Raw genomic sequence first — 244 nt, forward strand, 5'->3', positions numbered from 1 at the left:
CCTCACCAATAAGTGTACCTGAACCTGCATAAGGGGTTCTTATTCCTTCTGGGTTAATGCAAGGAGCACGCTATCAGTGGAAGTACCAGAAGCAATTGTATTGGATAGAGGATCTTTTATTTGAAGGTCTTGAAGCGCTTTTACTTTCCCTTCAGTTGCTGACATTAGTCCATTGACAAGTGCCCCATCAGTAAAATGAGCATCAATAAACAACATCGTATTAATCGTACCTATTCTTACATCC

At 40.6% G+C, this 244-nt stretch carries 1 protein-coding gene; it reads right to left on the reverse strand.

Annotation, left to right across the window (positions count from 1 at the left end; genetic code table 11):
• Window positions 1-39: 39 nt before the first annotated feature.
• Window positions 40-244, reverse strand: a 205-nt coding sequence (locus tag AOA61_RS05690; protein WP_218197340.1) for an adenosylcobinamide amidohydrolase, incomplete at its 5' end; no start/stop codon positions are given.

Source organism: Pseudomonas sp. 2995-1 (assembly GCF_002742505.1).
GTDB classification, from domain to species: domain Bacteria; phylum Pseudomonadota; class Gammaproteobacteria; order Pseudomonadales; family Pseudomonadaceae; genus Aquipseudomonas; species Aquipseudomonas sivasensis.